At 44.4% G+C, this 5,439-nt stretch carries 4 protein-coding genes, 1 tRNA gene and 1 other RNA gene; 2 read left to right on the plus strand and 4 right to left on the minus strand.

Translation table 11 applies throughout. The annotated features are described in order from the left end of the window. Positions 1-72: 72 nt before the first annotated feature. From B5J94_RS06985 to B5J94_RS07005, 4 genes are all read right to left on the minus strand, one after another. Positions 73-1,074, minus strand: a complete 1,002-nt coding sequence (locus tag B5J94_RS06985; protein ID WP_062501145.1) for a hypothetical protein — start codon at positions 1,072-1,074, stop codon at positions 73-75. A 30-nt stretch (positions 1,075-1,104) separates the two neighbouring features. Further along, positions 1,105-1,983 carry a uroporphyrinogen-III synthase gene (locus tag B5J94_RS06990; RefSeq protein ID WP_062501147.1) on the minus strand — a complete coding sequence of 293 codons (879 nt, stop codon included), beginning with the start codon at positions 1,981-1,983 and terminating at the stop codon, positions 1,105-1,107. Positions 1,984-2,019: 36 nt separating this feature from the next. Then, positions 2,020-2,970, minus strand: a complete 951-nt coding sequence (hemC, locus tag B5J94_RS06995; RefSeq protein ID WP_062501149.1) for a hydroxymethylbilane synthase — start codon at positions 2,968-2,970, stop codon at positions 2,020-2,022. A 208-nt stretch (positions 2,971-3,178) separates the two neighbouring features. Next, positions 3,179-3,913 carry a LytR/AlgR family response regulator transcription factor gene (locus B5J94_RS07005; RefSeq protein WP_062501152.1) on the minus strand — a complete coding sequence of 245 codons (735 nt, stop codon included), beginning with the start codon at positions 3,911-3,913 and terminating at the stop codon, positions 3,179-3,181. Positions 3,914-4,759: 846 nt separating this feature from the next. Between B5J94_RS07005 and rnpB the strand changes: the two genes are divergently transcribed. After that, positions 4,760-5,147, plus strand: an RNA gene (gene rnpB / locus B5J94_RS07010) — RNase P RNA component class A. Positions 5,148-5,234: 87 nt separating this feature from the next. Further along, a tRNA-Met gene (locus tag B5J94_RS07015) sits at positions 5,235-5,311 on the plus strand. Positions 5,312-5,439: the final 128 nt, after the last annotated feature.

Raw genomic sequence — 5,439 nt, forward strand, 5'->3', positions numbered from 1 at the left:
TTCATTGCAAATACAAAAGGTAGGCACGCCCTAACAAATGATGAATTTGGCATCTTTTTGCCTGCTTTGGGTTTATTTTAACATCTGAACACTGCTCAGTCCTTTGTTTTTGGGGCTGTTGGCAAGTAAATCATAGACCCAAAATAGGGCGTCATCGATGGTATTTAGGGCGACCTGCTGTCCGATTTGTCCGGTTTTAATATCGGTATTATTTATGGCTTCACCATCTTTTTTGTCTTCTTTGATGGTTTGCTCGGACTGTTTTTTTAGGCTCTCAGGGTCAATCTTGCCGCCATGTAAGGTAATATGACTTTCTAGCTGTGAACGGACGTCCTGTAAGTAACTGGTCATCAGCCCCCTGTCTCGCACGTTTGCCGAACCTATGGCAAGCGATAACATCATGTTGGCATCATGGAGCAAGATATCGCCACGATTAAGGGGGGCGTTGGGTGTACTGGTCTGCTTGGTGCGTAAAAACGCCTGCAACTCTCGCATTTTGATGATGTGAGCCTGCCATGCGTCAGGCTGTGTTTTTAGCGTGCCGATGTAGGCGATGTCTGCTTTTATGCTACTACTTAGGGCGGATTTGACCGATGGGGCAATGCCACTCATCTGACCAAGCTGATAATCAATGGCTTGTAAGGCGGTCAAGGTGTCATCATAACTGCCTTGTTCAAAGAGTCGGTTGGTCATGGCAAGTTCGATTTTTAGAAACTCAGCGTCTTTGCTTGCTTCGGCTTTATTTGTTTTTTTGTGGCTGTCGGTTGGGGTGATGGCAAACAGGCGGTCGTCCATGTCGTTTAGGCGGGTATCGACGGTGTCCATTTTGGCAAGGCGTTCATCCACTTTGTCCACGACTGACGTAAAAGAAAGGTATAGCCACAAGAGTCCACCTGCCAGCAGGATGATGACCAGCCATTGCAGTCGCATGAGCACCACCCGAGCTTGGTCGGCTTGTTTTTTAAGCTCTTCTTTCTCGGCTTCTTTGGCGTGGGCGAATTTGGCATCCAGCTCTTCTAGATTTGCCTTGATGGCTTCGGCACTCGGACTGTCAGTTTTTTTGGTGTTTGGCATGATGATAAAAGCGTTAAATTTTAAAATGTCTCACGATGGGTTGATTGCCATGACGTCCTGTATGGCTTGATTTAGGGTTGGCTCTGCCAAATCCGCCACGGGGTAGACACGGCTGTGTGGATAGTGCGTGGCAGTTAGGGCGGTTAGGCGATGACCTAGGGTTAAATATATCATATTTTGCGGTAAAAGCCCATGCGTGTGCGTGCGATGGCTGTGAATCTGTTGGTCATACACGCTCTTCCAAGCATTTAGGCTCATTTGACTGCTGATAAGGACAAAGATGGGCGAGTGCTTGTCAATTTGATGTTGATGATTTTGACTGCTGTGAAAAGTATCATCATGACTGTCATCGATGCCATTGCCGAGCAGACGAGTAAAATCGCTTGTCAGCTCTGACGGCACGCACCGCTCATAAAAGGCGATGGCACGCACATTTACGCTACGTTCGATGAGCGTATCAGATAACAGCCGTCGCCCACCGACCCCACGCCATATCAACACATCATCGCCTGTGCGTAGCTTACTGATGGCGGGCATGGCAAGCATGCCTTCGTTGCTCATCGGGCATCCTGCATCAAGGGGGGTCAGCACCGAGAAGCCAAAGTCCGCCAAGGCGTCTGCTGTCGGCTGTCCCACAGCGATGACGGTTAGGGTGTCATGATGGGGCAGGTCGCAGGCGTGGTCAATGCCTTGCTCTTTTAAAAAACGCACCGCACATGCCACTGCTTCTACACTCACCACGATGAGCATGCCAAATTTACCATGGACAAAATCCGCCAAATCCTGCATTTCTGACTTCTCTAATTCATCAAAATGCCGAATGGCAAGCAGTGGCAAGCTGACACTATGGATGGCTAGGCTCATGTCAGCTTTGTGCTTGGGTCGGGTGTTGATGAATAGGGGGGTCATGGTGTGGGGTTGGTTGTGCCTATGGGGTTGTTGGTATTAGTTGTCTTGATGTTGATATAGGGCTTTTAAAATCTCATCCGCCCCTTGGGCGAGTAGCTCTGTGGCGACAGCTTGCCCCAGTTGCTCGGCATTTTGGATGTTTTGTGTGGTGTTATCCGTGATGTCAGTCTGGGCGGTGACTTTTAATAGGGTGCGACCGTTAGGCGTGCCTACCCGACCTTCTAGGTGCAGAATGCCTTTATCAAGCTGTGCAAATCCTGCAATCGGCACTTGACAACCCCCTTCTAAGGCATGGTTCATGGCTCTCTCGGTGATGGCTCGTAAGGCAGAGATGTCGTGGTTTAAGGGTTTGATGAGCTCCTGAATCTCATCATCTCGGCATTCGATGGCAAGTGTGCCTTGACCGACCGCAGGCAGGCAGATGTCGGCAGGTAAGCTGTGGCGAATGCGTTCGTGTAACTCCAACCGCTCCAAGCCACTTTGGGCAAGGATAATCGCATCATAGTCGCCATTATCAAGCTTGCCAAGGCGTGTGCCGACATTGCCACGCAAGCTGATGATTTCTAAGTCAGGGCGATAGGCACGCAGTTGGCATTCACGGCGTAGGCTTGATGTGCCGACCTTCGCTCCTTGGGGCAGGTCATCCAAACTGGCAAAGTGGTTACTCACAAAAGCATCAAAAGGACTGTGGCGGTCAAGATACGCCCCAATGATAAGACCATCGGGTAGCACCATGGGTACATCTTTTAGAGAATGCACAGCAATATCAGCTTTACCGCTTAGTAGAGCGGTTTCTAATTCTTTGACAAATAAGCCTTTTCCGCCGATTTTGGCAAGGGGGGTATCTAGGATTTTATCGCCTTTGGTGACCAGTTCTAACAGGCGGATGTCAAGTTCGGGGTAGAGTTTATGAAGTTCGTCTTTGACAAAATGAGCCTGCCAAAGTGCAAGCGGGGATTGGCGTGTGGCGATGGTTAGGGTTTTCATGATTGTGTTATCGCTATGTTATCTTATCAGTGATTGTCTATTTAACCACATTTACCCCAAAATGCCAAATAAAAATTCACACCAGCCAATTCTTAGCATGACTGTAAATAACTACCAAATCAAACTGGCTAAAACACAAAAGGATAATACAAAAGGCAATGCAAAAGGGCGAATCAACACCCTTGGATGGTATCGGTGGCTCGCCCTGTTAAATGCTGTAAATCTTCTCTCTTAGCATGGGCAGGTGACGGCGTGATACTGACAGTTTTTCAGGCATGCCCCGAAAACGCACTTGGTATTGACCGCTATCCACCGTCTCCAACAAATCCAAATAATCCAGATTAATCAAAGCATTACGATGAATGCGGAACATGATTCCTTCAAACTCTTCTTCTAGGTCTTTTAAGGTTTCATCAATGAGTACCACGCCATTTTTGTGGCGTACTTTGACGTATTTTTGGTCAGCGGTAAAATAGTAGACATCAGACAGTGAAATGAGTTCAACGCCACGGTGCGTGCGTGTGGCAATGTATTGACGAGTGCGACCACTTTTACCGTTTTGCTCGTTAAGACTTGCTTGTTGGGCTGCGTTGATGCGGCAACATTTTTGCAAGGCATTTTTGATGTCGTTTTCTTGGATGGGAATGGGTAGATAGTCGCAAATGCCCCATCTGAGAGCATTTAACATAAGATAAGTATCATCCAACCCAAAGAATATGATGGCGGGTGGGTGGTTAAATTCTCGATTGATTTTTTGGCAAAATTCTTCAATGTAAGCCAAGTGAGCATTGATGAGTAAAATCTCAGGCTGGTGTTCCATAACCAGTGTATAGGCTTCTTCTAAACGTTCTGTCTGCCCGACGATTTCGTGCGTGAGCGACTCAATGATTGTTTGAATGTGCTTGCGTAGGGCTGGCTCACTCTCGCAGATTAGAATTTTCATTTGTCTCTCCTTAATATTGTGGCATGTGCTAGGTTGTCCACCTGCTGTTGGTAAGTCGCCAATGATGGTGTATTCTCGTAAAATTATTCATTACAACAAACACTTGCCAAAAATCATCGGCATATCATGATGAATAACCAAATGTTTTTTTGATTGAATAATTTTATTTATAGATTAACTTTTGCTAATTAAGGATTTTAGCAAAAGTTAATGCAAAAGAAAAGTGGGTGTGTCAAAATTTTATTCAATCAGTGCAAGAACCATGCCAATAAAACCAGTGCAAGAACCATGCCAATAAAACCAAATCAGTCATAAAAATTAACAAAAGACAAAAGCAGATGAGTTGGTTTATTGACTATCTTATCACGATATTTTAAATTTTGACAATTTTCTAGAAGTCTTTATGGGAATGAGTGCCAACACAAGCGTAATAAATGGTTATGTGTTGTATATGGTTGATTTTTTAACTTTTCATTTGCACTCTGCAAAATGAAAAAGTACTACGGTTTCCGTTCGCGGTGAGCCTGTCGAACCATAACGGAAACCGACCCTTCGACAAGCTCAGGGTGAACGGTTTTCGTAGTAAAATTCAAATTTGTTAACTGTATATGCAAAAGTTTGACATGTTTTGATAAAAATATGCTAAAATAGAAAAAGGCAGACTAGGCAATCGCCGTCCGACCACTTAATTTGATTTTAAAGTTAATGTTGTGATAAATGTTATCCTATTTTCAACTTATATAGTTCATTGATTTATCAATGGCGAATGTGATTTGCCCCCACAGCCCAAAATAATTATGGGGCAGTCAATAAACTACCATTTTAAGTTAAAATTGAAGTAAATGTTAGTCAAATTAAGTGGTCGGAGGGAGGAAAGTCCGGACTACATAGGGCGACGTGCTAGCTAACGGCTAGGAGGCGAAAGCCTACGACCAGTGCAACAGAGAATAGACCGCCCGACTACTCAACCAAGTATTTATTGTAATTTTAAAAAATTGTAATTGTAAAAATATTTGGTTGAGTGGTTGGGTAAGGGTGAAACGGTGGGGTAAGAGCCCACCGCATGACTGGCAACAGTTCATGGCAAGGTAAACTCCACGTGTAGCAAGACCAAATAGGTATCCAATGAGTTGCCCGCTTAGGATACGGGTAGGTTGCTTGAACGCATGAGTGATTGTGCGTCTAGATGAATGATTGTCCACGACAGAATCCGGCTTATCGGTTTGCCATCTATTTTTATAAAAATTTATAAAAAATGAAAATTTTTTAAAATGGGTATTGACAGCAGGTAAAACCATCTGTATAATTCGCACCCTGTAACGGCGATGTAGCTCAGCTGGTTAGAGCGTACGACTCATAATCGTAAGGTCAAGAGTTCAAGTCTCTTCATCGCCACCAAATTACTTTAATAACAATTTAAAAAAATTCTTGACTTAGTTTTAAATTGTTATATAATGTAATTTCTGCTGACAAAAAGCACTGTTGAAAATTAAGTTAAAAATTTTTAAAAAACTGCTTGACACAAA

It is taken from the genome of Moraxella lacunata (genome assembly GCF_002027545.1).
In the GTDB taxonomy this organism is placed as follows: domain Bacteria; phylum Pseudomonadota; class Gammaproteobacteria; order Pseudomonadales; family Moraxellaceae; genus Moraxella; species Moraxella lacunata.